Source organism: Pseudomonas sp. GW823-FHT02F05, from assembly GCF_058797315.1.
Map to the genome: position 1 here is coordinate 258,671 of NZ_JBXAJM010000003.1, position 23,857 is coordinate 282,527.

Sequence of the window (23,857 nt, forward strand, 5' to 3'; positions counted from 1 at the left end):
AACGCTCCTTTAAATTTCGGCTTCAGCAGTCCACTCAACTTGCAAGGTGTACCCAGGCACCGAGCCAGCCGGAGGAATGCAGGACAAAGAAAAGCCTGTCGCCCACAAACTTTGAATGTTGGTGCCCGTACAAGGCTTCACTGAAGATTGCGCCCAAATCTGCGCTGTATCCTCTCCTGGTGAGAACAGCTTAAGCGTAGGGACAACCCGTTTAATTTCACGGAAGTCCAGGCGCAAACCTGACTGAGAACTTTGGGCAGCTGCGGACTGAGTGAATGTTGCAATACAGGTTTGCGGGCCGTTATTGGATTTGGTTGGATGATCCATAAGGAACGACTTTTCAAAGTACCGCATACATGCGCGGCTCTCTTCATACTGCGTTCGATAATCGAAAGGTGTTGCTACACTACCGCCTTCTACTTGCACGTTGGTGATATCAGTGACATGCGCCCCTGTCCCCCAACTAGCGAAGATCAACTCTAGAAAATCGTTAGCCGCTCCCTTATTTTTATTCGCCACAGACCCCAAATCTAAAGTAACCACATACTTTTTAAACGCCGTCGTTAGCTCTACTGAAGTCCCAACATCGACGTTCGAATCAGTTGATCCGATTCCGAAATTTTGTCGAAGAATGACCGCGCAAGTATGCGGCACGGTGGTTTTCATATAAAACGAAACGGTTACTTTCCCACCCGCTAAAGTTTCAACATTCTCTATGCGCTGGCTTAGATTCCAACCCTGACCATCCCCTTGCCTTGAAAGGCGCAGTCCGTATTTCGCCTCGTTGATATTTGCGCCCTGCTCCAGCGGCAACTGGCTCCAGTTGCAGACTGCTCCAGCAGGGCTGTAGACCATCCAACGATCAGGACCGAACACTTGTTCCGGACCACCGCCGACCTTTCCCACTACGCCAGATTTGCCGCGTTGCCAGATTTGGAACGCAGCATTAATCAACCGATTTTTACGGTAGACGTGGATCGGAAATTCTTGCTTTGGGCTTTCAATTTGAGCCCTGAGCGATTCGGTGTTGGCTACGCGCTTAGAACGGTCATCCACTGGCTGGGTAGGAGCGTTCTGCCCACCGAGCCATTGGAAGGCTAAAGGCGTTGTGCCGAGCGCCAACGGGCCGTCGCTGACGAGCTGCCAGAGGGTATCGGCGTTTACCGTGCCACGCTCCACTGCCACCATCAGGTTCGGCGTTACTTTGTCGCTGCTATCGGCATCGCCAGAACGCACCCAGCTATCAGGACCAACCACGTACAAACCGTTGTCTTTCGCCTGCACCTGATCTTTTACCAGCACCCGCGATCCCGCAGGCACCGCTAAACCGTCGATGGCTTGAATACCAGCCAGAACCACGGGGCCCGTGGTTGCAACCAACACCGACTGTTTAAAATCCAGCTTGTTAATGGCGCCGGCTATGGATTCGTCCACATACCTGCGCGTTGCCGTCACAACCGAAGGGTCGATATTCAGCACCACGTTCGTGGAGCTCTTGACGATGAAGTTCATGCGGACGGTCTGCGTCCGGCCGGCGCCCTGGGAAAGCTTCGGCTTGAAGCTCGGCGCGCAGTTGGCTACCGCCACCAGATCCCCGTCGGAGTCGAACAACCCCAACTCCCGAATCCAAAAACCGCCCTCGTCAGACGGAATAATCTGCTCGGCTACAAGGATGCCGGGGTTAGCCGGATCAGGGCCAAGCATGTTCAGCGGCGCACGGCGGCGCTCGTTGATCAACACCTTCTGCAAACGATCAGGTATTGGATCAGTGTTATTAGCGTCGCCCACGGCCATGTGGGTTAACTTCCAAGTCATCAAGCCAGCATCGGCTTTAACTTGCTTCGCCTCCCCCACGGCCGTCAGGATGGCGAAAAACTGCGAATTGGCATCAATCATGGGTATACGTCCAAAAGGTCTATGGAATGTTCGCGGCCAGGAACACCGACATAACAATCAACCGAGATAAAGGAAGGTGTCAGCGGATAAACCTCAAGCTCATCTATGCTGTGTTCGCGACCGCCACCACCGATAACGCCGGTTGTCTCGATATCCCGGAGTACCGGCGGATAAACGTCAATTTCGTCCCCGTCATAAGCACTTGCGAAGACGTTTATAGAGCCGGTGGTTTCTAGGCTGATAGCCAGCCCGGTTAGATGCCGGCTAACCGGCTTGGCGTCATCAATCAGCCGCTCCAGTTCCTGATACATTTCCTCGGTGATACCGGTGTCCAACACCCCGACTTTTAATGCAAAGGTGCCGGGCACCCCTTCGGGCCTCATGTTGAACCACTCGATAATCTCGATTAGATAGCCCAGCGGCTCGACCACGCGGCGTAACGCGCCGATGGTGCCTTTGTGGGCATGAATGTAATAAGAGGCTTTGATGGCGGCACGTTTGGTCGCCTCGGTCCATCGGTAGTCCCAGCGATCCACCGACCATGCCCATGCCAGGTGCGGCAACAAATGCACCGGGCAGGTATCAGCGTTGTAAAGGTCGCGTAGTGGGACAATTGTTTTTTCGAAGAACGTCGCCTCCATGGCCCGTTCCAGTTGCGTGCTGTTGATCGGCAGTAGGCTTTTCATGTCAGCCCGCCAGCGTCACGGTGTATCCCGTACAGAACGCCGCCTGAGCCTTGGTCGGGGCCAGGTCCTGCCATCCGACGAGCTCAACCCTGGAAACGCCGGCAACGTGCAACTGGGCGTCTACGCCTGAGCGTGCCACCTCAATACCCAGCCGTTTGCGCGGGTTGATCCACGCCGCCAATCGACTTTTCGCCTCGGCCAAACTGGCATCAGCCTCGGGGCCAGCGCTGGTCATGTGCAGGATGGCTTCAATTTGGTAACGGATCACCTGGGCGCTCTGCACCGTCACACGATCCCCCACCGGCCGCACATCCTCGTCATTCAGCGCGGCAGACACCGTGGCGAGCAGATCCGGAGGCGCCTCACCTTCGCCGTCTAAACCCAGCACCGTTACCGTAACGTAACAAGGCGCCGGGCTTTCGGCTGTGGCATCCGCTACCAGCCCCGAGGCATTGCGTGCGTGCAAGATGTAGCTGTTACGTGGGCCGGCTGTGGTCAGCCCCTCATAGGCCAACTGGATGCGCTCTCGGAACGGATCGTCATCCTCTTTGACTTCCGGAACAGGCGGAACCGCCAGGAGATCCTCGGCCTGAATAACCAGGCGCTTCAGGTTGACGTTAGCCCCCAGGTGATCGAGGTCGCCACGTATGGCATGCGCCAGCAATACCGCCTTGCCGGCGTCATTGACCCGAGCGCGGTTGCCGACCTTGATGTAAGCGCCAACCTCCAGCACCTTAAGCACCGGATCGCTCTCCAGCGCGGCAGTCCAGTTGCCGCCCATGTATCCACGAAAGACCCCCAATCCCTCCTGAAATACCTCTTCGAAGTCCAGCGGCTCCAACACGGTCGGCGCAGGCAACGACGACAGATCCACGATACTCATACGGCCACCTCCAGCGTGACGCTGTCGCCCAGGTACTGCCCGACGATTTTCAGGTTGATTTGCCCGCCGATAACGGAAACGACACGCACTTGATCCAGTTTCAAACGCGGCTCCCAGCGCCCTAGGGCGCGGGCGACTTCAGCCTGTACCGCACTTTTCCAGCCCTCAGTCACAGGCAAGTCAACAAACCGCCGTAGCTTGCTGCCGTAATCCATCCGATGCCGGCGACTGCCCAACGGCGTGCCCAAAATGTCTGGGACGGATTGGCGCAAGTGCGCAATGCCGGAAATGGGTTGGCCGGTGTGGCGATCCATTCCGATCATCTAAATCACTCCTTCAACAGCTCGAATTCCGCGTTATCTTTCAGGAACTTGACCGCGTCGGTGTCCGACACTGAAACCTCTACCACCGCCTTGATCACCGGCAGGGTGCGGTCGGTACCGGGAACGATCAGCAGCCGCGACGTGAAGACCTTGTCGCGGAACTTCAGGACTTCCGATGTCGCGGGTGTTTTGAGCAACAGCGGTTCCCGCACCTGTGGTGCAAACGCTGGTTCGTCGGTGACAATTGCGTCGACGATTTTGGCCATGTGTTTCTCCAGGCATAAAAAAAGCCCGCACCGGGCGAGCTGTTATTAGTTGAAATTAATGCGTGTGGTGGTTGCTGTTGCCACCGGCGTCGATGATCGCACCGGCACTGGTGATGCCTTTCGTGACGTGTAACGCTCCGTCGATCATCACCGCCGCTTTGAGGTTGATATTCCCCGTCGTGACGGTGACGGCGCTATCGCTAATGACCGCCTCCGTGCTGGCGACTTTAATCGTCACCGAGCCGCTGGGCAAAGTGATGCTGTAGCTCTTGGCCTGCCAGTCGTAAATCAGCGAGCCGCCATCATCAAACCGCCAAACTTCCACATGATCTCGGTTATCCGGCGGCGGACCGGCGTTGCCATACAAGCCCGGTATAAACGTGCCCTGTGACACGTCACCGCTGGCACTAACCAGTGTCCCCTGCTCGCCCATAGACGGTGCCCGCCAATGCCTGGCCTTGCCGGCGGCGATACTGTGCCAACGCACCCATGCGCTAGTCCATTCGCCATCCGAGACCCGACACACCGGCGGGGAGGCAGCCAGGTCGACCGCAACCACAAAGCAATCCTTGACCACCCCCGCAAGCATGCGGTCGTGCTGGGCAGCAACGTAGCCGCTCACAAATCCTCCGCAGGAACAAAGTCCTCTTTGACGTCGTTATTGAAGCCAAACAACAGCATGCCGGGAGGCTGATCGGGCCAGGGCCACTCTTCAGGACCGAGGTACACCTGCTGCGTCCATTCCACCAGCCAGACGGTGTAACCATCCAGCACTGGCTGGGTCCAGTCCTGTAGCGCCTGAACGAACTCTGCCGGCTCAACTTCCAGCCCCCAGGTCTGAGCCCGAAGTAGTACGGCGAGTTGAGTTGCCAACTGCACCGCCTGTTGCTGATGTTGGGGATGGAGTGGGTCAACGACGACGCGTGCCTCGAACTTACAAACCAATGTGGTTTCGCCCGTGCCGATATCGGTACCGGGCTCAATCTCGGCCAGCTCCAAAAACACTGCCGGTAAAGCAATGCGATCCTGAATGTTCGGCCAGGCACTTACCGTCTGAACCCCTGGCAGATGACTCACCAGGTGTTGCTCGACCGCCTGGTAAAGCTGGTCCAGGCTAAAAGGTTCGTCAGCCATTACCCGATCCTCTTGAGGTGCTTCTGCAGCTCAAAGTTGAGTTCTTGTTTCAGGATCTCCAGCAAGCGCTCATCGGCCTTTTTTACCCAGCTCTCAAAGTGAGGACGGGCTTGTTCCAGAGACACTTTGGCCTTGGCTAACGGAAAGCGGCTACCGTTCTCCGCGACCCACCCCGAACTAGGCCCACGACCCGGTGACACGGTGCTGTCGGGATAATCATCGGCATTGAAGTGTTTGCTCGCCGTACGAATCCAGATGTCTGGCTTATTGCCGTAGACCTTCTTGAGGAACGCGCCCTGGTAACGCCGCCCCGCGACCGAAACACCGCTGCCAGTTTGCCGCGCCCGGCCGATCCGGCTGGACTCGATGGCATTTAAGCCGAACCACAGCTTGCCGCTGGACGCCCCGCCGGACACTGGGTAGCTGCGCAACCGTTGACGTACTGCCGCGACAGCAATGCGCTCCTGCCTGCTGACTGCACGGGCAATGTGCGTGCGCAACCAGCCCAACGTCTTGTTGATCGCGCGTCGGTGGGCGGCAGCAGCTGCCTTGGGCACCAACTTGGCGAAGTCCTGAAAAGCCTGGAGATCTGCAGCTGACGACTGGATAGAGATCATCCCGCCGCCGGCCGAGGGTTTGACGTAGCTACCGATGCTCATGGGCGCAACCTCAGGATCAAGGCGACCAGACCGTCGCCGCTCGGCTCCAGTTGCAGCAAGTCGTAATCGCCGCCGCCGTCCAGGGCGGGCAAGTCGACGCTGACCAAAAGCCCACGTTTCAAGCCTTCCGAATCGCTGACGCGGATCTCAAACCGAGGCTCACGCAAGCCGGTATTGAGCTTGCCGAGCTTCGGCTGCAACCAGGGCGCGGCAAACATACCAAGCACCGGCTCTTCGCGGCCCTCGATCCGTGCGCTATCGCCCAGTGTTTCGAAGACCACGGCGTCGATGTCGTCGATCAGATCGCGGAAGGCCACGATCACATCTCCAGCAAGATCTGCGCCCGAGGCCGCGTGCACAAATGCAGCGGGTTGGACTGGGCTTCGCCGGCCACACCCTTGTTGAAAGGCAGTGGCTCGATCTTGCTGTAGTACGGGATGCCCTGGGTATTGACCGTTTCCATGTAGTCGGCCGGTGCGAAGGACGAGATGTACAGATCAGGGACGCCCTCGGGGACCAGCAGCGCCTTGTCGTCATGGACGAACGCAACACCGGCAACCTTGCCGCGATAACGCTCCCAGACGATCCCGCCGAACTCGAAGGCTTCACGAGCATCGCCACGCAGAGACGCGGCCTGCATGGTATTGAGGTAAGTTTCCTTGACCGACTTATGGACGATGAACTTGTTCCAGAAGTTCTTGCCGCACAAAGCGCGGGAGCCGGTACTGGTGACGCTGCCGAGTGCTTCCTCCTGCATATCCAGCGCTTCGCCGCATTTGACACGCAGCTCGGTATCTGGACTGTTCAAGCCCATCGGCAGTTTCTGGCGATTAACGCCGAAGGATTTATAAATATCCAACAGCACGGTCTTGCCATCGGCGTCCAGCACCTGCCCGTTCAACGCGCCCATACGCTGGAATTCGTGGGTGGCATCCAGTTGCCGGCGGGCCTTCGCCAGGCGCTTGTTGACCACATCCTGCACGGCCTGCAGTTCGCTGCGGGTACCGAAGGCGCGAATCCCTTGGATCTCATCAGCCTTGATGGTGAAACGTTCCGGCAGGTGCACGGTGTTGAACGGGATCAGCTGACGTTTAGTCGCACCGACCACCAGACCAGAAGTACCACGTTCACCCGATGGCACCAGGGCCAGGGTGTCGCCGTCTTTCTCGATCTGCACGGTAAGCGTGCTGATGCCCTCTTCGCGGAACAGGCCAAGGCTGCTGATGCGGCCCGGCAGGTATTCCTGCTCATTGATTGCGGCAGTCAACGAAGAAACGCTGAACGCATCGTCTTCAAAAATGGCGATATCGGCCATGGGGGTACTCTCCAGAAACAAAAAATCCCGCATTTGGCGGGATGGATTAATGGGGTAAGCGTCTTAGCGCACGATCACGTGCTGGATGTTCAGTGCTTTTTCGGCGGCGGGGTCAAGGCCGGTCAAATGAGCCTCGCTGACCTCAGCCAGCCGCACGATGGCGCGACCGCGTCGCACGACCTCGGATTCACTAAGAGGCCCATAGAGGATCGCGACGGCGTTTTCGGTGCCGTCCTCGGCTGTCGAGTGATACGGCGCGAACTCACCGGTGGCAGTGACCAGACCGAGGATCTGGCCCGGTTCCAGGGCAGGCCCGGCCGCTACGTTGATCGCTTCGCGGGAAATGTTGCCGGCGCCTTCGGACAGCAGGAACTCGCCTGCGTGCATCGATTCAATTTTCATGCTCTTGCTCCTTTCGAGGTTCCGTTCTGTGCCGCCTGACGGGTGGCCCAGATTGAGTGAGTGTCGACCTGTTTGGCCTTGACCGTCAGGGCTGGGTCATCGTCCAGCGGTAGGCTATTGTTGATTTCAAAGCCGCCGCCGCTGCTCACCAGCTTGTCGAACAGGCGCGCCCTGACAGCAGCTTCATCCAAGCCAGCCGCCAGGAACTCGCCGGTCAGTTCCGGCAATCGTGCCGCGACACACAAGCCGTGCAGCGCTTTTGCCTTGGTCAGCGCCGCAGTGACTACCGCTTCGCTTTCTAGCTTCGTCGAAGCGAGTATCGGGTCCACCAGGTTGCTGATGCCTGCCGCCGCACACCCCTTGGTAACCATCAACGCCAATCCGGCAGCGTCCAATACGGGAGCTGGATCCGGAAGGTTTACAGGATCAGTCGGCTCAACATCCGGCTCTTCGTCCAACTGGGCCAGCAATTCAGCCGGGGCATTCTGGAAGCGCTGCAACACGCTGCCCTGACCGAGGCAGGCTTTCACCTTCAGCCCGTCGCCCACTTCATCGGCCAAGCCCAGGGCCACTGCTTCGTTGGCCGTAAGCCAGGTTTCGGCGTTGACCATGCGCCGCAGCTCGGCCTCGTCGATGTCCGGCGCTTTGGACTTGTAGGCCGCAATAATCGCTTCCAGCGTCTGGTCCAGCACGTCGGCGACACGCCGGAAGTCCTCGGCATCACCGCCGGTAAAGGTGTAAGGGTTGTGGATCATCAGCATGGCATTGGCCGCGATGACCACCCGGTGAGCGCCACACACGGCAACACTGGCCGCGCTGGCCGCCAGCGCATCAATGCGCCCGGTACAGCGTTCGCCCAAGCGCGACAGTGCGTTGTGAATAGCCAGACCGTCGAACAGGTCGCCGCCGATGCTGTTGAACGCCACAACGACCGGGGAAGCGCCGTCATCCATAGCCCGCAGGTCCTGAACAAACTGATTAGCGCTGACACCCCAGGTGCCGATCTCGCCGTATACAAAGACCTCAATGGTCTGTTGCTCGGCTTCGCCGCTGGCCTGGAAGGTGTACCAACTTTTATCCGCGACTTTTACCTGCTTGCCAGCCTTGTCATAAATGCGCGGGATCGCTTTTTTACTCATGGTTGTTCCTTGTCATCAATCGGCTCGATGGCATCAAGCGTGGTGTAGTTGAGGCCCAGGTCGGTGGACCTGGCGAGGTCGGCGGCGTTTTCCGCGTCGATGGTTTCCGCGTCGTAGCCGTTGCGCAGACACATCTCGCTGCGTGAACCGAAGCCCGCCTGCACTTCCATCCGCCGCGCCTGGACGTCCTGCACCGGCTGAATGTAGGCCCAGCCTTGTGGCACCCAGCGTGTGCGCAGGTATTCGCGCCGCCGTTGTGCGTAGTCATCCAGCACTAGGGCGCCGGACAGCACCGCCATGTCCATCCAGGCAGCGCGCACCGGGCGACACAGCTGATGCACGTACACGCCGAATTGCAGTTGCTCCAGACGCCGCCGGAACTCGTTGAGCACCACCCGCAGCGCCCGGTCGTTGACCTCGCGCATGTCGCCGGTGAGGATCTCGTAGGGCGTGCCCGAACCCGCCGCCGCAGCCATCAGCTGCTGCCGCATGAAGTCCGGGTAGTTGTTGCCGGCGTCCGGTGGTTTGGAGAACTCCACCTCTTCACCTGGCCCCAGCTCCTGCATGGTGCCGGGCTCCAGGGCGACCATCGGCGTGAAGCCGTCACGGTCGGTGGTCAGCAATTGCCCCGTGACAGGGTCGCGAGGTTGCTGCCCCGCGTCTGGGGCCGGCCGCTTGATGAAACCAGCGAACAGGTTCGCCACCTCCTGACGGAACAGGACCGCGTCGTCGTAATTGTCGAGGCTGCGCAGGCGCTTCAACACCGGGGCCAGACGTGGCACGCCGCGCAGTTGCCCTGGCTCCATCGGTTCGAAGATATGCAGCACCTGCGTCGCCGGCACGCGCACCAGCTGGTTGTAGCCGACGTTTAACGACGACGAATCGCGTGGGTGCGACAAGTACATCCAGTACGCCACACGCTTGCCGGCCGGGTTGAACTCGATCCCGGCGCGGATGACGTTGCCGTTTTTGGCCGTCTCGAACTTGTCATGTGGGACGAACTCAGGTGCCAGCGCCTGCAGTTGTAGCGGCACCGCTAACCCCTCACTGAGGCTGCGCGGCCGCAACCGCACAAAGCACTCACCTGCCGTTTCAACCGTGCGCGCCACCAGTGTCTGCATGCCGTAGAAGTCGGTCAGCTCATCAGCGTCCGCTTCGTCAACCCAGTCGTCCCACAACTGCTGCTGGAGTTTGCGCAGCTCCGCGTCATCGGTGGACGGCCTGGGCGTGATGCCGGTGCCGATCAGGTTGCTGACGCGCTTGTCGATGACATTGAAGGCGTACGGGTCATTGCGCACCGCTGCCCGTGAACGCGCCCGCAGGTTACGCAGGGCCGGGGTGTTGATGCTGTTGATGCCGTTGTCGGTGGCTTCCCAACTGGCCGAGCGTCGACCCTCACCCGCGCCTTCGTAACTGGCCTTGATGTTCGACGGCAGCAAGAATCCATTACGAGTCAGCGTCGGATAGTGTCGTGCCATTAGAGTCCCTTGCCTCCATGCATGAGCCGAACCACGCGAGAGCGGGGCCCGGCGGCGTTGGTCAGCGACGTGCGTATCTCGTCGCGGGCCTTGAGCAGTTCGTCAATGGAACGGTATTCCACCGTGCGGTCGCTGTAGCGCACGGTCTTTTCACCGCGTGCGATGGCGCGCTCGATGGCTTCGAGGTGCTTCGGAGTAAACGACATATCAGCGTCTCTTCAGGTAACCGCTGGTGGAGCTGCGGCGTTGTGGGGGTGCAGCGGGTCGCGGTTGGGCGACCGGGGCAACTGGTTGCGGCGCCACTTGCGGTGTCGCGGGAGCCTGTGCGGCAACCGTTACACGCTCAGCAGCGACCACCTTTTCATCGAACAAACCGGCCTGTGCCAACGAGTTCCGTACCCGGTCCCAGTCGTGTTCCTGATACCGGTTGATGCCGAGGTAATGCGCCATCGCCAGGCAATACACCATCAGGTCGAGGGCTTCGTTGCGCTCGGCCTTGCCCTTGATCCACTCGATGCGCTTGTGACCCCGCACGTACTTGGCGACCTTGCGCTCGGCCACGCACTGGGCGAAGAACTCGTCCGGTAGATCGTTGGCAAAGTGCAGCGCGCCGGGCCCGGATTCAAACGGGTAGCGGTTGTAGATCCAGTCCTTTGCAGTGTCGGTACCGACAAACCACAGCTCGGCGCCGCCTCGCTCGGTCTGACCCTTCCAGGTCACATCCACCATGGACGGTCGCTGAGCGATTACCGGCTTACCGGGCTTGCTCGCGCCCTTAATGGCGAAGATGTTGCGCCAGCGCCGCACGCGGCAAAACTGGTAAACCTCGTCGGTGTGGTGACCACCGGAGTCGACGGCGACCGCGAGAATGCCCAGGCCCACACCGCAAGGGTGCCGGTACCGCTCTTTCAGCAGTTCATCCAGCACCGCCCAGGTGCGTTCGTCTGACGGGTCGCCCGCGATCACCCTGTGGTCGATGACCCAGCGTTCCATGCCCACGCCCCAGCCCATCGCCATGAATTCCAGACGGTCGGCCTGGACGTCGACGGCGCCCGTGATCATCATCACGGCGGCGGGCATCGCACCGAGGGAGAACCCTTCTTTACGCGCCCGCTCTATCAGCACCGAAGCCTTAGTCTGCTCTTGCGCGCTGTCCCACACCTTAGCCAGACGGGTGTTGTAGAACACCTGCATGGGCTCAAGGTCGCCCTTGGCCTGGGCCTTTTTCGCCTTCTCGAATTGCTTCGCCAGCGACTTCCAGCCTGTCCAACCCAACGGTGAATACAGTGCGTTGAGGTGGAAGCCAACCGTCTCTCCATCGCCCTTGGCATGGGCACGCCACTCACCACGCGCGAGCATGTCGCCCTTGTGATGTTCCTCGATCAGCACGTCACAGTCAGGCGCGGCGCACTCGTAATGCACTACGCTGAAGTCCTGGGAGTAATGCAACCGCTCCCACTCCAGGGTTTGCATGTGCCCGCAAGTTGGGCACGGCACGTAGTAGTAACGCTGGTCACTACCCTCGAACAGATCGTCAATGCGCGAGGCGCCCTTGATGGTCGGCGAACTGGAGAAGTAGAACTTGGCATTGCGGCCGAAGGTACTGCCCCGCGTTTCCGCCAGTTCGATAGGGTCGCCCTCTTCGCCTACGTCGACTTCCCAGCGGTCAATTTCATCGCCGTACACGTAGCGCGCCGACAGCTCGGCCAAGTTGGCCGCAGAGCCGGCTGTGGTGACATACAGCGATCCGCCTTCGAACTCCTTGGTGTCCATGGTGTTGCGCGAGTCCCGCGAGCGGCTCGCCGCCACACGTTCGCGCAACACCGGGGTGGCCTTGATCGTCTTGCCGATACGCGAAGACACCCGCTTTGCCAGACCCAGGCTTGGCAGCAGCGTGAGGATGTTCGACGGCACCATGTGAATCAACGCGCCGATCCAGTTCAAGGCAATCTGGGTCTTCATCAGCTGCGAGGCAACCATGGTGACCACACGCTTGCATGGGTGAGCCGGTGACAGGCAACGCATCGGCTCGCGTGCGTAGGGCGTTCGCACGGTGCGATATTTCCCTGGCTCGGCGGCGCCAGTATCACGCGGGATGCGCATGTACTCGTCGGCCCACTCATCCACCCAGAGGCTGGGGTCTGGACGCAGCCCACGGAAATACGCCTCACGGTACACCTCAGCGCCGTCAGGTTTTTCCGTATGCATGGATTAACTCGTTATGATCAGATCGCGTTCAAGGTCAGCCGAAGACATGCGCTCGGCCTCTTCCAGGGACAGCCGCAGGGCCTTGGTCAGGTGCTGCTCAATCTCCCAAGGGTCGGACATAGCCGCCAGTTCTGGGGCCAATTGCGGGGGCATGCTGAGCAACTGATCGCGCAGCATGCGTCCGGCGTTGTAGGCCCCGGTGGTGACCGCCTTCATATCCACCAGCGAGCCCTGCACCTTGTGAAACTCGGCTTCGGCCAACTGGGCCAGGTAGTACTCGCGGTGTGCGCGGGCCTTCTGGAAGTCGGGTTGCCCGCTCTTCGCGCCAGCAGGCTGCGGCGGCGCAGCCGTGTTAGTCGGCTCGACCATGGGGGACAGTTGGCTGTAAACGTCACGCTGGAGCCGGTCTTGTTGGTGTCGAGCCGCGACAGCGGCCTTGCTGGGGTCGGCGGTTTCGAGGATCAGCGCTTCCGTTGCCAGCACGTCGACCTTCTTGCCATCCGGCGACAGCACCAGGCGGTTGTTGTCTTTCAGCCAGGTGATGTAACTCGGCGTCCTGCCGATGCGAACCGCGAAAGCGCTTTTAGACAGGAACAGTGGATCCGTCATAAGCCCTCCTTTTCAACGGCTTTTCAATGGAAACCTTTCAATTTCAATGGATTGAATTTCAGTAAGCTGGTGGGCCTGCCGCTAACGCTTTCCCGCGGGTTTCATGCCCCGTGTCCCTCGAATGCTGCCAGGGTCCCCGGCGACTTTTCGGCGCACCATTTTGATGCAAGCCTCTACAAGCCACGTATTTCGGGGCCTCCAGAGCATCAAGCCTGCCCGCTGCCCGAGGGCGGCACATCGCACACGCCCAACCGCTTGGCGGCCCAGCGTTCGTACAGGCCAATGGCGACATCGGCGCCGGCCATCGCGGTGAGGCAGCCAATGCTCCCCGCCGCCAGGACGGACATGCCCGATGCGTGCAACAACATCATGGTGGAGAGCCCGCAGACCACACAGGCCCCGGATCGAAGCAGCAAGCGGCGAACCAATGACCAGCCGCTTACCCCCGCTTTGTCGGCCCGCCATGCCTCTCCGGAAATACCGCCGATCAGGGATAGCAGGATCACCATCCAGATCGGCATCTCAATAAGCGCTTGCTGCTCGTTTGTCATCGCCCTACCCCATAAACGCAAAAACCCGGCGCAATGGCCGGGTCTAGTGTGGTGGTGTGTCCCGCTGCTCGCGGTCGCACCTATCGAAGATGACTACTTTTTACAGGTGGATTCTCATGGCAGCAACCCCGTTTTAATGCCACCCGGTGAATATCTGGGCTACGGCTAGGCAATGTCGGTGAATATCTTTATTTCGGCTTCCAGCGCCTCCGGCGCTGTCCTACCTGCCCCACTATTCTAAATGGAGGTCGGACAGCTTGAGCCCGCTGAATTCGGGGCCTTGCCCTACTGCCCTACCTCTTTTAACTTTTTCTCGTGTAAAGAGAGAAAACTAAAAACACGCATGCGCGCCCAGGGCGCGTGATGCATCGCGCTACGCTCACATGTGCGGAGTGCAATAAGAGGTAGGGTAGTAGGACAGGCCACGGACTGCGCGGCCTGCGGCTGTCCTACCTTGCAGATTAAAGGTAGGACAAGGCCGGACAGTAGGACACATATTGGTAGAGTAATGCCCAGGCTCATGCGGCTTTGCCCATGAGGAAGCCATCAATGCTCACATGGGCATCGTGCAATCGACGGTAATACGTTGGCGCGCTGCACCCACAATGCAACATTTTCTGGGAGAGGAAGCTTTCCTGATTGCAGTAGTGCTCCCACACCACCACCGCCAGCTCAGGCGCCAAGTGTTTATTAACGATCAGCTCAATATCCGCCGACTCATCCAACAAGATCCGACTACCGCGAGTACCACGTATCAGCTCGCCTTTGCACTCCATCAGCATGGCAATCATGTTGCCGCCACTCGGCCCGCCAGAGCCTTCCGGAACCGGCGAATGCAGATCCTGCGCCCAGAGCTTGAGCATTTCATCGATTCGCTTAATCAAAGCAAGGCTCCTCGTCCCGTTCGCTATCAACCTGCAGCGCTGATGCATTGCCCCAATCATCTGGCTTCTTGTAGGCATATGGCCGAATACCACTTTTCGGCAACGCCGGCAGTCGCACCTTTCGCCATCCGAGGCGATGCATGATTGCCCCCACGCGCATTTGCTCGGGCTTACCCCAATGGCCGTAATCGAGTTTCAGCGCGCCAGCTAAAATATCCTCTCCGCTCGCTGTCGCGCCGATCTGAGATTCTTCCAACCACTTGACGACCGGCCCTTCCCACTCATCCACGACAAAGCGCGATTCCTGCGCTTCGGCGAATAGTGGCGCCTCATCCCGATTGACCCACCAAATGTCACCGGACTGATAACAGAACATCGCTTCAGCCCAGAGCTGGTCGCGGACTTCGCGCAACTGGTCCAAATCGACCTTGGTACACGCGACAGGCCAGTAACGCCGGTTACCCGTGGCGTCTTTGAGATATTCGTCTTGGTTCGTCGTACCCACAAAAACACACTGGCGTGGCACGTCCATCGTTCTTCGGCCGTAGCTCTCGCGATAGGTGTCAGTCGACGCAGAGAAGAACTGCTTCGCCTTGGTCGACTCAGCTTTGTTGAAACTGTCCAGCTCCCCCAGCTCAATGATCCACTTACCACGGATCGCCTGGAAGCCATCCTTATCGCCCAGGGCGAAAGGTGTATCCATAAACCAGGCACCGCCAAGCACAGACATTGCTGTTGATTTACCGGCGCCCTGTGCCCCTTCGAGGATCATCACCGAGTCAGCCTTACAACCTGGCTGCATCACGCGCCCGACCGCTGAGACCATCCAGCGCTTACCAACCTTCGAACTGTAGTCAGTTGCTTCAACGCCCATGATGTCAGTCAACCAGGTAGCCAGCCGTGGAACACGGTCCCATTCCAGTCCGTGGAGGTAATTGCGTACAGGATGGAAGGCATGATCATGAGCAACCACGCTAACCGCTTCGATCACGCTGCTGGCCTTGACCCGAAGGTTGTACTGTTGTGCGAGCCACTTCATTACAAGCATGTCGTCGATATCCGCCCAGTCGCCGACACCGCCACCGTATGGGGCAGCACGTAACTTAACGATTTTTGAGCTGAAGGCGCTGAAGCCGATCACTCCAGCCCAACGCTCATCGTTGCCGAGGATTAATTCGACGTTCTGCATGTGCGCTATCAGGGAGCCGTTTTCAGTTCGGGCCAATTGATCTTTCCAACCACCAGCTGCAGGAGGCTTGACCACCGCCAACACCTGGCGGCGGACAGCCTCCAATCCCTCGGCAACATGCAGGTCGTTGAAGTCGGTCCACTTGATCTCGCGCTCGCCGGAGAACACAGGGCCGACTACCTGACCTCCAACGACCAGCGCGGCGTTGTTGGCTTTCTCTTCGCCCGGGTTCCAAGGGTCACCGTTGGGACGCTTAGTTTTCCAGTCGTCGTCCCGGCAGATGATCAGCGGACAGCCAGGAAAGCGCTCGCGCATCGCTTTGGAGACCGGAAGCAGGTTGCCCGCGTCGAAGGCGATGGCGACAGGGAGCGAAGTCGCCATGTGCAGACTTGCGCCCGTGGCGTAGCCCTCACACACCAGCACCGGCTCGCCGGGTTCAGGGTGCGGGCCGATTAAATGGAAAGCGCCCTCTTTAGACATTCCGGGCGGCCAGTACTGCTTATCTCGGCCAGTGTCTTCTTGCTTGACGGGGAAGATCACCTGCAGGCCGACAGTTTGGTCGCGCACATTGCACATGGGGACTAGAAGTGCGCCGGTACGTGGCGCATAGCGAACCCTGAAGCCGACGATCTGCTTTCGATCCAGATAGGCGCTTTTACCCTTTTCGGGCATGCGCCTGAACAGGCTGGCAGCACGGTTGGCCGCTCGGCGTGATGCGTTGGCCGCGATCTCGGCTGCCTTGCGCTTGGCATCTTCTTGGCGAGCGCGCATGACTTCGCGCTCTTCAGGGCTCATCCGCCCGGCCTTGACCTTGATTTTTTGGGTGTCGCCGGAGCGCCAGTCACCGAAGCTGCCAAAGATCAGCATCTCGTTTTTCTCGGTCCGGTGTTCATGGACCACGTACCAGCCGTTTTTTTCCTTGCCCTTATCCTGGGTAGTTTTGCAGCGAGTGAGCTTGCCGAAAACCAACGGCTGATCAGGCTCAAGGCCATAATCCGCGAACTGATTGATTACCTCATCGAGCATAACGGGAGGCCCTTAGATCGTCTGCGGATTGGCAATCAACACAGTGGGTGCAACCGGGCTGTGCCAACCGACGAGCTTCTGGGATTGGCTCATCGCATTCATCACAGAACATCAACGAATGCAGGGTCGTGCCAGAAAGCTGGGCTGCGCGAGCAGCTAAAGCCTGATCAAGTCGTTCCTGCACCAGGTCATTTGCAAAATCAGCAATATCAGCCACGTTCCGCCCCACGAGTAGTCTGGTTGACGTAACGGGCGCGGTTGTACATACCCAACAAACCCTGGATGCCGCGAAACACCAACTGGCGTATCTCAGCCAACTCACCGTCGTCGACTTTGCCGTCGCCAATATGCTTGGCCCAAGTTTCGGACAGGTCCGCTACCTGCCGGAAGAACTGCGCAATCCCGGTGGTAAGGGTTTCGGGCATGTCATTGGTGTACGACTCGGCCAGCTCCTGCCAGATCGTGTCGCCAACAAGGCCGTGCACAGCGTCGAGAATTCGACGGTCCTTGGTCAGTTCGAGAATCTCGCCGAACTCTTGGACGTTTACGGTGTGCGAAGGGTGGGTGGGAGACAGCTTGTGTTGCAAAGTAGTGGCATTACGGCCGGTAGTGGCTGCAATTGCAGCGGCGCCGCCTGGATAATCCCGTGCGGCGTGGTACAGCGCTAATTCGAGCGTCAGGACTTCCCGTTGTGCTCGATCAACGCAACTCAGAGCAATTCGGCTCATGGCATTAATCCTTATAAGTTGCCAGTGCCGCGCGGCGTGCAGTGGTGTTACATTTGCCGCGTGGCTTGAAAGGGCCCAAACGCCGGCAAGATCCTCAAGATCGAAACCGGCACCGTGCCGAGGTGAGTGATCCGTCTCTCACCTCTGGCGCAACAGCTGCCCAATCTGTGGTGGAAAAGGCAGCAACCCAAGACATCCGTGTCTTGGCAGCGCGATAAAGGGAGGTGGTTTGCATGTGGTGTGCCCTCCTACCTTCGTCGCGACCCGACAGCACTGTGGTGGTGTGTGCCGGGAGGAACTGGGCGGCCCTAAGGTCGCCTTTTTTCTTCGCGCTCTATGCCGCCTGTGCCGAAACAACTTGAACCGGCACTGGAAAAATATCTGGCAAATCAGGTCTCAACTCATGAGGCAAAAGTCCCCATGCCAAAGCTTTCGCAAGGGGACGAACCTGAGCAACAGGAACCCCTCTATGTCGCCAATTGAAAAAGCGCTGAGGGCTTACATCGCATTCTCTTGCGAGTTGCGAGGGGCTTTTACCGGCCCGCTCAGCGACCAGCACTATCAAATCGAACACCTGGTCAGGCGTAGTCATGACATCACCTTATGCAAACAAAACGAATGACATAACCAAACAATACGTTTGTTATCATTTTTGTGCAAGGGCTGTAACATTCTGTTTATGAACAAACAACCACAACGCCTAAAAGGCCAGCGCTTTCGTCAAGCCCTGGAAGACTCCGGACTCTCTGGCGCGGAACTCGCCCGGCTGCTTGATCTGGAAAACGATCAGAACGTCACCAACTGGAAGGCGAGAGGTGTCCCTGCCTACATGGCGGGCCAAGTCGCTATGACTTTGGTAGTTGAACGCGATTGGCTTGAGGGGAAAGATGTCCCTATGCGGACCTCGAATACTGCACGAGGGAAAGCGCCACAAGCGGCTAATGACTCCCCCCTGTATGTCCTTGAACCCATGGCCCCTTGGGATTCAAACACCCCACTTGAAGAGGATGAGGTTGAGTTGAGGCTATACAAGGAAGTCGAACTCTCTTCCGGACCAGGAAAGGTTGCGCGCACTGAGGTTCAAGAGATTACTGGACCAAAACTGCGATTTTCGAGGGCAACCATGAGAAGTTGTGGCGTTGATCCTTCGAACGCAGTGTTCGCCACAAATAGCGGCAACAGCAATCACCCACTGATTCTTTCTGGTGCCACTGTCGGTATCGATAAGGGAATGACCAGAATAATTGATGGAGAAATATACGCGATAGATCACGATGGGCACTTCCGCATCAAATTTCTTCAGCGCACCCCTAATGGGGTAAAAATGAGGAGCTTCAATTCCGACGAGTACGCTGACGAAGACTACGATTTTGATCAAATAATGGCTCAACGCGTTGTGATTTTGGGGCGGATTTTCTGGTGGTCATCGATACGCCCATTGAAAGGCCCCTCTCTAATCTAAAACCAAACAAAATGTTTTGACCAAAAACCAAACATGTTGTTTACTTGTCTCACTCTTCCACCACAGAGCGAGGCAATACCATGCACACCACTGCCACCCTGCACGTCCACCCGGCCGCTGCTAACCCCTCTCGCATCTTCGAAATCCGCCGCTTGGCACAACACTGCGGCTGCGCTTTCATCGCTTCCAAACCCAAGCTGAAACAGCGCTCCGCGACTGTGCCATTCGATCCAAATGGCGGAGGGCACGCGGCATGAAGAAGTACAAACTCGACAACCGCACCCTGACACTGCTCAAGGCTCAGGTCTGTCTGACCGAAACCTTCAACCACCATCTGCGCGCCGAAACGCAACGCGACGTCATGGCCTTCCGACTGCAGGTCGAACGCCGAAAAATAGACACGCATTTCACCGTTGAGCTGGGCAGCGAACGCCACACACTGACCTTGACCAACAGCAAGAAGATGCACCTCAAGCTTGCTGACTTCATTGAGGAGATCGTCAACGGGCCAACCACTTCCGTCGATCCTTCGTCTCCGCCGCACGCTGATCGCCGTTATGGCCTGTTCCAGACTGAACACAAGCAGCAGGTATTCGAGCTGATCCGCACCGGCGGCGCACTCAGTCTCGATATGGGTTTTGAGTTGCCGATCAACTTGGCAATCCACCGTAACAAGACCCGCGCAGGAATCACCACAATCATGAGCATCGGCGTGAAGAAGCCGCGCACCAAGTGTTTCACCGTATGCGGAAGTGACGTGGATATCTATTCCATGGTGGCAGAATCCATCACTCACCTGGCTACCGTGGCGACCCCTGCCGCGCATGCAGCTTAGGAGGCCGTGATGGAACGTGACCTCCAAAAAACCGCCAAGTACTTCGGCCTGACCCGTCCCAAGCTGATCGCGCTCATGCGTGACAGGGGCTTGCTCAACGACCGCAACCTGCCGGCTTTCCCCATGCGTGACCGGGAGTACCTGCGGATCAAAGACAGCAACTGGTACCACGAGAAAGCGGGCATGCAGTACAGCCAGTCGACCAAGGTTCGGCAAGCCGGTATTCGCTGGCTGGCCGAACAGCTCGGCCTCGAACTACCAGCCATCCCGGCTGATAACCGTGACGTGGCCTAGGGAGTACGCCCGCCAGATCGTCGCCATGCGCACACGCGAGGAGCGCAACGCCGCGCTCCTCGAAGTGCCGGAGCATCTGCGGGAGCTGACTAAACGCCATTGCCTGAATGCCTGGAATCATCCTCAACGGAAGAAACCCAATGACTGCACACGCTGAACAACAGCCACTAAGACTGCTGCCCGCACCCGATCCGGTGACAGTCGAACTTCTGTACCGGACCTTTGGTGACGTTCTGATCCCGGTGGAAAAGTTGCGCGAACGGTACTTCCGGAACCTCAACGAAGGATCTTTTGCCGACGCAATTACCACAGGCCGAATTCAATTGCCCGTGACAACACTGGTCAACAGCCGCAAGGCACCGAAGTACGCCCACATCAAGCATGTGGCCTCGCTAATAGACATTCGCGCCTATAGGGCGGATGAAGATATGCCGCGACCAAAAACCGACTCAACCGAGCAAGGCTAGTAATCCCCAACGGCTGCCACCACCAGCCAACAACACCAGGAGCACACCACATGACTGCAATTCAAATATACGCACTGATCAGCATCGTTATAGCGCTTGGGATCCTCTACTGGGTCGGCTACAAGGGCGGCTTAACGGATGGTCGAGCTGAGGGCTATGAGGATGGCCATGCTCAGGGCTTTATGGAAGGGATGGACCAGGGCGGGTCAGCAAGCTCTACCGAACTTGAGCAAGTCACCGAACGATGCCGGCGCCTGCAACTTATCTTGGATCTTCAACCACAAGATCGACTCACTCTGTTAGCCATCGCCGAAAAGCTCAAGCTTGCGGCTGACACCTTCCGAGCAGTGAGATCCGAGAGCCAGGCAACGCAAGCACTTGCCTTACGTGACAAGGCTCTGAGCATGGCTGCTCTGATGGATCCGTTCACGCTGGAGGATGCAGCATGAACTTCATCTTCACCTTCACCGGCAAGCACTTCAACGTCTATGAGCCTGAAGTCGACATGATCGACCCACGGGACATATCGCACTCGTTGGCCCACCTGTGTCGCTTCAACGGCCACACTCGCGAGTTTTACAGCGTGGCACAACACAGCTGCATCGTCGCCGAGCTGGTGCCGGAAGAACATAAGTTGGCGGCCCTGCTCCACGATGCGACCGAGGCGTACCTGGGCGATATGACCCGGCCACTTAAACAGTGGATGCCCGACTACCGAGGATTTGAGGACGTCGTGTGGGGGCGCATCTGTGAGCGCTTCGACCTGGCCTTCGATCTACCCGCATGCATACACCAGGCTGACCTGATTGCGCTGGCCACCGAGCGCCGCGACCTCATGCCAACCGATACGGCTATCTGGGATTGTTTGGTCGGCATCGAGCCCATGGCTGAAACCATTCGTCCATGGCCAGCCGCAGAAGCACGCAACACCTACCACCAGCGCCTGATGGACCAACTTGCTATCGAACACCGGAGGAAAGCGGTATGAAGAACCACCAGGACAACGCCAATGCCCTGCCCGCTTTGCTCCGCACTGCCAGCAGCGTCAACACGCTAGAAACAAACAGTCTCTGCTGCGCAGCAGCAGGCATTATTGCTCCTTTCAGCGCCACTGCCGAGGCACTTATACCCCACGAAAAGCTGCGCGGGGCAGCGCTCGCTGATGCAACGCTAAACGCTCAGACACGCCCGCTCGCGCAGCCTGTCGTGGGGTATACGCCCGTCTCAAGGCCTGCGGATTACTTAACAGAAGCAAGCCCAGGCCGGATGTATCTACCTGACGACATCACTGATACCCAGCTAATTGACTGGCTGGATCACCGAGGAAGCTTGTGGTGTGAGTTCGAAACCAGCCAAATCAGCTTCCCGCATGAGGAGGCTGATACCGAAGGCTATTCGCACATTCGCGCCGCGCTGCTCGAGGCTTACCAACAGGATCAGGCCAAACTGGCAGGAGGTGTCGCGTGACTGCCTTCCAGTCGCAACTCTCGCCAGATTGCGCAGGCACTACCCACCTGCGTTTGCGTAGATCCAAGCGCACCAGCAAGGCCGAAAGGGAAGTTTTCAAATCAACCCCGATCACCAGCGCAGTCCACACTCAGTTCGGACTCAACCTGGTAGGCGGCATTCGCGTTGATCTCTTCGCCGGCGGCGGTGGCGCAACGATGGGCCAGGAGATGGCAACCGGCATGCCGGTAGATATCGCGATCAACCACGACCCCGATGCGATCAGCATGCATAAGCGCAATCACCCGGGCGCCGAACACTACATCACCGATGTGTATGAGATATGCCCACGCAAGGCCATCCGTGGCCGGCCTGTGCTGCACCTGCACGCCAGCCCCGAATGCACCCACCACAGCCTCGCGGCCGGCGGCCAGCCGCGCAGTACCACCAGCCGCTCGCTGTCTTGGGTAGTCATCAAATGGGCGGGACAGGTACGCCCGCAGATGATCACCATGGAGAACGTGATGCAGGTGCTCCAGTGGGGACCGCTAATCGCCAAGCGCTGCCCAACCACAGGCAGGGTCATATGCCGCGACCTGCGTGTTGCCGATGTCGGCGAGCGGGTGCCCGTGCAAGACCAATACCTGATACCCGATCCGAAACGCAAAGGCCAAACCTGGCGCCGGTTCGAATCGATTCTGAGCAGCATGGGTTATGACCTGCGCCACGGGAAGCTGAAAGCCAGTGACTTCGGCGCCGGAACATTGCGCGAGCGTCTTTACCTGGTGGCCCGCTGCGACGGCAAGCCACTTCAATGGCCCGAGCCTACCCATGCGAAAGCACCAGCAAAGGGACAGAAGCCACAGCTCACCGCTGCCAGTAGCATTGATTGGTCTATCCCCTGCCCCAGCATCTTTCTCGACAAGCAAGAAGGCCGCTCGGCTGGTGTGCGCCGCCCGCTGGTCAACAAGACCATGGAGCGTCTGCGCAAGGGCGCCAAGCGCTATGTGATCGATCACGCAGACCCTTTCATCGTCAGCGTCAACCACTCGGGCTGCGACGACTCGCGCGTTCACTCAGTCGACATCCCTACGAAAACCATCACTGGCTCCCATGGGTTCGCGCTGGTCGCCCCAACGCTTGCCCCCTTCATCACCGAGCATGCCAACGGCAGTAGCCAGCGCAACATGCCCGGCGACTCGCCGTTGCGCGCCATCTGCGCAAATGTCAAAGGTGGACACTTCGCCCTGACCGTCGCCTACCTGGCTCAACACAACGGCGGCTACAACGTTACCCCCGGGCACCACCCGAGCAAGCCCCTGACTGCGATCACCACAAGCGGCAGCCAGCAGAACGTGGTCACAGCACACCTGTGCACGCTCCGCAAAAACTGCGTTGGTCAGCCCATGGATGGCCTGGTGCCGACTATCACCGCCGGCGCCGAGCACCACGCCTTGGTCGAGTACACCCTGGCGCCGGAATACCAGGAGGGTGCAATGCGCGTAGCCGCGTTCCTGATGGGTTATTACGGCACCGATAACATCTACGACCTGCGCGACCCAGCAGCGACCATCACAACCCGGGATCGCCTGGCGCTTGTAACCGTCACGATCAAGGGCACCCCTTATGTGATCGTCGATATCGGCATGCGAATGCTCACCCCACGCGAGCTGTATCGCGCCCAAGGCTTCCCCGATAACTACGTCATCGACGTGGGGCACGACGGCCGCAAGTTCACCAAGCGCGCCCAGGTGCGGATGGTCGGCAACTCCGTCTCACCTCAGCCGATGGCAGCACTGATTCGGGCAAACATGAGCGAGACCGTCACCGAACAGCTGGAGGCCGCATGACAGCCCTTCACCGAACAGTCCGAATCCGCCAAGGACAGATGGCCCCACTCGACCTATGCACCATATGTGACAAGTGCAACAAGTCACGAGCCCATGGCAACCACCAAAAATGCAGCAAGCAGCGTCA

At 58.8% G+C, this 23,857-nt stretch carries 30 protein-coding genes; 8 read left to right on the top strand and 22 right to left on the bottom strand.

Translation table 11 applies throughout. The annotated features are described in order from the left end of the window. Positions 1-9: 9 nt before the first annotated feature. The 22 genes from AC1RAC_RS06320 to AC1RAC_RS06425 form a co-directional block, all read right to left on the bottom strand. On the bottom strand, positions 10-1,896 hold the full coding sequence (locus AC1RAC_RS06320; RefSeq protein ID WP_492616418.1) for a phage tail protein: 1,887 nt from the start codon (positions 1,894-1,896) through the stop codon (positions 10-12). Next, positions 1,893-2,582, bottom strand: a complete 690-nt coding sequence (locus tag AC1RAC_RS06325; RefSeq protein WP_492616419.1) for a phage tail protein I — start codon at positions 2,580-2,582, stop codon at positions 1,893-1,895. The genes AC1RAC_RS06320 and AC1RAC_RS06325 overlap by 4 nt, the downstream gene beginning before the upstream one ends. A 1-nt stretch (position 2,583) precedes the next feature. Then, the gene (locus AC1RAC_RS06330; protein ID WP_492616420.1) at positions 2,584-3,465 is read right to left on the bottom strand and encodes a baseplate assembly protein; all 882 of its coding nucleotides are present in this window, start codon (positions 3,463-3,465) and stop codon (positions 2,584-2,586) included. Beyond that, entirely contained in the window at positions 3,462-3,788 is a 327-nt protein-coding gene (locus AC1RAC_RS06335; RefSeq protein ID WP_492616421.1) for a GPW/gp25 family protein, read from the bottom strand. Before AC1RAC_RS06335 ends, AC1RAC_RS06330 begins: the two co-directional genes overlap by 4 nt. A 5-nt stretch (positions 3,789-3,793) precedes the next feature. After that, positions 3,794-4,054 (bottom strand): hypothetical protein, encoded by a 261-nt coding sequence (locus tag AC1RAC_RS06340; RefSeq protein WP_492616422.1) that lies wholly within the window; start codon positions 4,052-4,054, stop codon positions 3,794-3,796. Between the two features lie 55 nt (positions 4,055-4,109). Then, positions 4,110-4,643 carry a phage baseplate assembly protein V gene (locus AC1RAC_RS06345; protein ID WP_492616452.1) on the bottom strand — a complete coding sequence of 178 codons (534 nt, stop codon included), beginning with the start codon at positions 4,641-4,643 and terminating at the stop codon, positions 4,110-4,112. Positions 4,644-4,672: 29 nt separating this feature from the next. Further along, entirely contained in the window at positions 4,673-5,188 is a 516-nt protein-coding gene (locus tag AC1RAC_RS06350; protein WP_492616423.1) for a hypothetical protein, read from the bottom strand. After that, entirely contained in the window at positions 5,188-5,847 is a 660-nt protein-coding gene (locus AC1RAC_RS06355; protein ID WP_492616424.1) for a hypothetical protein, read from the bottom strand. The genes AC1RAC_RS06350 and AC1RAC_RS06355 overlap by 1 nt, the downstream gene beginning before the upstream one ends. After that, a complete protein-coding gene (locus AC1RAC_RS06360) occupies positions 5,844-6,164 on the bottom strand; it encodes a head-tail joining protein (protein WP_492616425.1) in 321 nt (106 codons plus the stop codon). Before AC1RAC_RS06360 ends, AC1RAC_RS06355 begins: the two co-directional genes overlap by 4 nt. 2 nt (positions 6,165-6,166) lie before the next feature. Continuing rightward, positions 6,167-7,162 (bottom strand): major capsid protein, encoded by a 996-nt coding sequence (locus AC1RAC_RS06365; RefSeq protein WP_492616426.1) that lies wholly within the window; start codon positions 7,160-7,162, stop codon positions 6,167-6,169. Between the two features lie 63 nt (positions 7,163-7,225). Then, positions 7,226-7,564, bottom strand: a complete 339-nt coding sequence (locus AC1RAC_RS06370) for a head decoration protein (RefSeq protein WP_492616427.1) — start codon at positions 7,562-7,564, stop codon at positions 7,226-7,228. After that, the gene (locus AC1RAC_RS06375) at positions 7,561-8,703 is read right to left on the bottom strand and encodes a head maturation protease, ClpP-related (protein WP_492616428.1); all 1,143 of its coding nucleotides are present in this window, start codon (positions 8,701-8,703) and stop codon (positions 7,561-7,563) included. Before AC1RAC_RS06375 ends, AC1RAC_RS06370 begins: the two co-directional genes overlap by 4 nt. Continuing rightward, positions 8,700-10,181, bottom strand: coding sequence for a phage portal protein (locus AC1RAC_RS06380; RefSeq protein WP_492616429.1), 1,482 nt, complete (start codon positions 10,179-10,181; stop codon positions 8,700-8,702). The genes AC1RAC_RS06375 and AC1RAC_RS06380 overlap by 4 nt, the downstream gene beginning before the upstream one ends. Next, on the bottom strand, positions 10,181-10,387 hold the full coding sequence (locus tag AC1RAC_RS06385) for a phage head-tail joining protein (protein WP_056783432.1): 207 nt from the start codon (positions 10,385-10,387) through the stop codon (positions 10,181-10,183). The genes AC1RAC_RS06380 and AC1RAC_RS06385 overlap by 1 nt, the downstream gene beginning before the upstream one ends. Before the next feature lies 1 nt (position 10,388). Then, positions 10,389-12,389 (bottom strand): phage terminase large subunit family protein, encoded by a 2,001-nt coding sequence (locus AC1RAC_RS06390; protein ID WP_492616430.1) that lies wholly within the window; start codon positions 12,387-12,389, stop codon positions 10,389-10,391. A 3-nt stretch (positions 12,390-12,392) separates the two neighbouring features. Beyond that, positions 12,393-12,998, bottom strand: coding sequence for a terminase small subunit (locus tag AC1RAC_RS06395; protein ID WP_492616431.1), 606 nt, complete (start codon positions 12,996-12,998; stop codon positions 12,393-12,395). 206 nt (positions 12,999-13,204) lie between these two features. Further along, the gene (locus tag AC1RAC_RS06400) at positions 13,205-13,549 is read right to left on the bottom strand and encodes a phage holin family protein (protein ID WP_003172128.1); all 345 of its coding nucleotides are present in this window, start codon (positions 13,547-13,549) and stop codon (positions 13,205-13,207) included. Between the two features lie 518 nt (positions 13,550-14,067). Next, positions 14,068-14,433, bottom strand: a complete 366-nt coding sequence (locus AC1RAC_RS06405) for a PA0613 family protein (RefSeq protein WP_059397078.1) — start codon at positions 14,431-14,433, stop codon at positions 14,068-14,070. Then, positions 14,426-16,648 carry a VapE domain-containing protein gene (locus AC1RAC_RS06410; protein ID WP_492616432.1) on the bottom strand — a complete coding sequence of 741 codons (2,223 nt, stop codon included), beginning with the start codon at positions 16,646-16,648 and terminating at the stop codon, positions 14,426-14,428. The genes AC1RAC_RS06405 and AC1RAC_RS06410 overlap by 8 nt, the downstream gene beginning before the upstream one ends. Beyond that, on the bottom strand, positions 16,638-16,865 hold the full coding sequence (locus AC1RAC_RS06415) for a TraR/DksA C4-type zinc finger protein (protein WP_082363216.1): 228 nt from the start codon (positions 16,863-16,865) through the stop codon (positions 16,638-16,640). The genes AC1RAC_RS06410 and AC1RAC_RS06415 overlap by 11 nt, the downstream gene beginning before the upstream one ends. Next, a complete protein-coding gene (locus AC1RAC_RS06420) occupies positions 16,858-17,376 on the bottom strand; it encodes a phage regulatory CII family protein (RefSeq protein ID WP_492616433.1) in 519 nt (172 codons plus the stop codon). Before AC1RAC_RS06420 ends, AC1RAC_RS06415 begins: the two co-directional genes overlap by 8 nt. Positions 17,377-17,710: 334 nt before the next feature. Next, positions 17,711-17,968, bottom strand: coding sequence for a helix-turn-helix domain-containing protein (locus AC1RAC_RS06425; protein WP_492616434.1), 258 nt, complete (start codon positions 17,966-17,968; stop codon positions 17,711-17,713). Positions 17,969-18,055: 87 nt separating this feature from the next. Here AC1RAC_RS06425 and AC1RAC_RS06430 point away from each other — a divergent pair, with 87 nt between their 5' ends. The 8 genes from AC1RAC_RS06430 to AC1RAC_RS06465 all read left to right on the top strand — a co-directional run bounded on the left by AC1RAC_RS06430 (position 18,056) and on the right by AC1RAC_RS06465 (position 23,730). After that, positions 18,056-18,838: a S24 family peptidase gene (locus AC1RAC_RS06430; protein ID WP_056845586.1), complete on the top strand. Its 783-nt coding sequence runs from the start codon at positions 18,056-18,058 to the stop codon at positions 18,836-18,838. A 253-nt stretch (positions 18,839-19,091) separates the two neighbouring features. Next, a complete protein-coding gene (locus AC1RAC_RS06435; protein WP_059397080.1) occupies positions 19,092-19,673 on the top strand; it encodes a hypothetical protein in 582 nt (193 codons plus the stop codon). A gap of 9 nt (positions 19,674-19,682) precedes the next feature. Then, positions 19,683-19,967: a phage antirepressor KilAC domain-containing protein gene (locus AC1RAC_RS06440; protein ID WP_492616435.1), complete on the top strand. Its 285-nt coding sequence runs from the start codon at positions 19,683-19,685 to the stop codon at positions 19,965-19,967. A 140-nt stretch (positions 19,968-20,107) separates the two neighbouring features. Further along, positions 20,108-20,434 (top strand): pyocin activator PrtN family protein, encoded by a 327-nt coding sequence (locus tag AC1RAC_RS06445; protein WP_492616436.1) that lies wholly within the window; start codon positions 20,108-20,110, stop codon positions 20,432-20,434. Positions 20,435-20,484: 50 nt separating this feature from the next. After that, positions 20,485-20,883 (top strand): hypothetical protein, encoded by a 399-nt coding sequence (locus AC1RAC_RS06450; protein WP_492616437.1) that lies wholly within the window; start codon positions 20,485-20,487, stop codon positions 20,881-20,883. Further along, the gene (locus AC1RAC_RS06455; protein ID WP_492616438.1) at positions 20,880-21,422 is read left to right on the top strand and encodes a phosphohydrolase; all 543 of its coding nucleotides are present in this window, start codon (positions 20,880-20,882) and stop codon (positions 21,420-21,422) included. The genes AC1RAC_RS06450 and AC1RAC_RS06455 overlap by 4 nt, the downstream gene beginning before the upstream one ends. Beyond that, on the top strand, positions 21,419-21,901 hold the full coding sequence (locus AC1RAC_RS06460; RefSeq protein WP_492616439.1) for a hypothetical protein: 483 nt from the start codon (positions 21,419-21,421) through the stop codon (positions 21,899-21,901). Before AC1RAC_RS06455 ends, AC1RAC_RS06460 begins: the two co-directional genes overlap by 4 nt. Continuing rightward, positions 21,898-23,730 (top strand): DNA cytosine methyltransferase, encoded by a 1,833-nt coding sequence (locus tag AC1RAC_RS06465; protein ID WP_492616440.1) that lies wholly within the window; start codon positions 21,898-21,900, stop codon positions 23,728-23,730. Before AC1RAC_RS06460 ends, AC1RAC_RS06465 begins: the two co-directional genes overlap by 4 nt. The last annotated feature ends 127 nt before the right edge of the window (positions 23,731-23,857 follow it).